Here is a 1937-nt window from a genome sequence, read left to right on the forward strand (position 1 = left end):
ACGTTTAACCGCCTCCAGGAAATCGGCAAAGTCGGTGTTAAACAGGGCGTAGTTATGGCGGGATCTTGCCTGCTTCATCTGCCCGTCAGTCATGTAAGTCACTATCCAGAAAGAACGATTATTCACTTTGATATTGTCGCGCTCGATCTTGGTTATCGCGGTCAGTGGCACAGACTGTGTCACATCAATCTGAACCTCATAGAAGTACCCTTCATCGAAATAATAATCCGTGGGTAATAACTGTCCCCCTTTGCCTGGCCGAAGGGTTTTGGTGGTGATGGATATCTTTCGTGACCCATGATTGGCTTGTGTGTCGTTTTTTCGATGTCGCCATTTTGGAAACACAGGTATCAGCCCGATAAGCGCCAGTAGCCTATCACTCTGTCTACCTATGCCTCTTTCCTTGTCATCTCCTTCCATCCTCTCTCTTCTCTATCCTTTTTTTACTTTTCCTCTCTTTTTTTTTTTTCCTCTTCCCTCTCCCCCCTTCCTCTCCCCTCTTTCCCTCCTCTCCTCTCTTCCTCTCTTTCCCTCCTTCCTCTGTCTTCCACTTTTCATTTCATGACGGTGATGGCGACCAAGATGCCCTATATAGGGCATCTTGGTCGCCATCACCGTCATGAAATGAAAAGTGGAAGACAGAGGAAGGAGGGAAAGAGAGGAAGAGAGGAGAGGAGGGAAAGAGGGGAGAGGAAGGGGGGAGAGGGAAGAGGAAAAAAAAAAAAGAGAGGAAAAGTAAAAAAAGGATAGAGAAGAGAGAGGATGGAAGGAGATGACAAGGAAAGAGGCATAGGTAGACAGAGTGATAGGGTGCCGCCCGCTGCTGGGTGCCCGTTGCGAGTGGGAGGGCTGGGCGCCGCGCTGCAGCGCAGGCCGCGGTTGTGGCAGAGGTATGATGGGCTGATGCTGCGAAATGCGCCGTTGGCGGGGCAGAAAACGGGGCTGAACAGGGCGGGGGCATTGCAAAGGGCTACGGCCCCATCGAGGCGGCCGCCACTGCTGACGGCAGGAGCATCCGGCGGCGCGTGGCCGCCGGCCTGGACGTCCTGAAACGGCCTGGTGATGGTTGTGGCCTATGTCATCGCAGCAGCGCGCCCCGCCTCTGGGTCCAGGAAGGGGCTGATGTCCGGCGCCGCCGACAGCCGGGACGAGATCGGGCGCACGTTTTCCAGCGCCGACAGGTTCGCAAAGGCCAGCGCCACCGCAATCGAGTCCACCACACCGGCGAGGTCATCGAGCACGAGCGCGACCAGGACGACGACGGCGAGCCCGCCGTGGACGTCACCTCCCCGATGCCCTACGCGGAGGCCATCGAGCTGGCCCTCGGCGCTCAGGACGGCCGGGTCTCCGGCTGGTCCCTGGACTCCGATGACGGCCGCGTGCACTACGGGGTCGACATCATGCCGGCCGGCTCGAACGACGACGTGGACGTCGTGGTCGACGTGGAGACCAAGGACGTGCGCATCGACGACTGACGTCGAGCGGCTCAGCGCTCGGCGATGACCGGCTGGCCGTCCTCATCGCGGTGCATGACCTCGCGGCCTGCCTGCCACACCCGCAGGGTGCACAACAATATAGAATATTCTGCAAATAAAGTCCATATAGATACCAGCGTTGTGTATAATACATTAGGCAGGAAAGAAAGGTTGATACTTCCTGCCTAATAATTGGTGTTTTGGATCAATATTAAATGCCTATAACGCTAATTGGTTTTCAACCTGTTCACGAAGTTTAGCCTTTAGGAATTTACCAACAGATGTTTTCGGAATTTCATCTAAAAATAGCACATCATCAGGTAACCACCATTTTGCAAATTGTGGTCGTAAAAATTCAATAATATCTTCCTTTGTAACTTGGTGCCCCGGACCGTCTTTCAAGACAATACAAGCGACAGGTCTTTCCTGCCATTTTGGATCAGGAACGGAAATAACACAAGC

General features: G+C 54.2%; 3 protein-coding genes and 1 pseudogene. 1 reads left to right on the forward strand and 3 read right to left on the reverse strand.

Annotated features, from left to right (window positions below; translation table 11 throughout):
- Both BTM36_RS30170 and BTM36_RS30175 read right to left on the reverse strand, forming a co-directional pair.
- A partial coding sequence (locus tag BTM36_RS30170; RefSeq protein WP_077238562.1) for a hypothetical protein occupies positions 1 to 420 on the reverse strand: 420 nt, incomplete at its 3' end.
- 653 nt (positions 421 to 1073) lie between these two features.
- Positions 1074 to 1241 carry a hypothetical protein gene (locus tag BTM36_RS30175; RefSeq protein WP_168189847.1) on the reverse strand — a complete coding sequence of 56 codons (168 nt, stop codon included), beginning with the start codon at positions 1239 to 1241 and terminating at the stop codon, positions 1074 to 1076.
- A 33-nt stretch (positions 1242 to 1274) separates the two neighbouring features.
- Between BTM36_RS30175 and BTM36_RS30180 the strand changes: the two genes are divergently transcribed.
- Complete coding sequence (locus BTM36_RS30180) at positions 1275 to 1475, forward strand: PepSY domain-containing protein (RefSeq protein ID WP_139347302.1); 201 nt, start codon at positions 1275 to 1277, stop codon at positions 1473 to 1475.
- A gap of 219 nt (positions 1476 to 1694) precedes the next feature.
- Here BTM36_RS30180 and BTM36_RS30185 read toward each other — a convergent pair.
- Positions 1695 to 1937, reverse strand: a pseudogene (locus tag BTM36_RS30185) (hypothetical protein); the annotation flags it as partial.

The organism is Herbaspirillum sp. VT-16-41, assembly GCF_001994935.1.
Classification (GTDB): domain Bacteria; phylum Pseudomonadota; class Gammaproteobacteria; order Burkholderiales; family Burkholderiaceae_D; genus Herbaspirillum; species Herbaspirillum frisingense.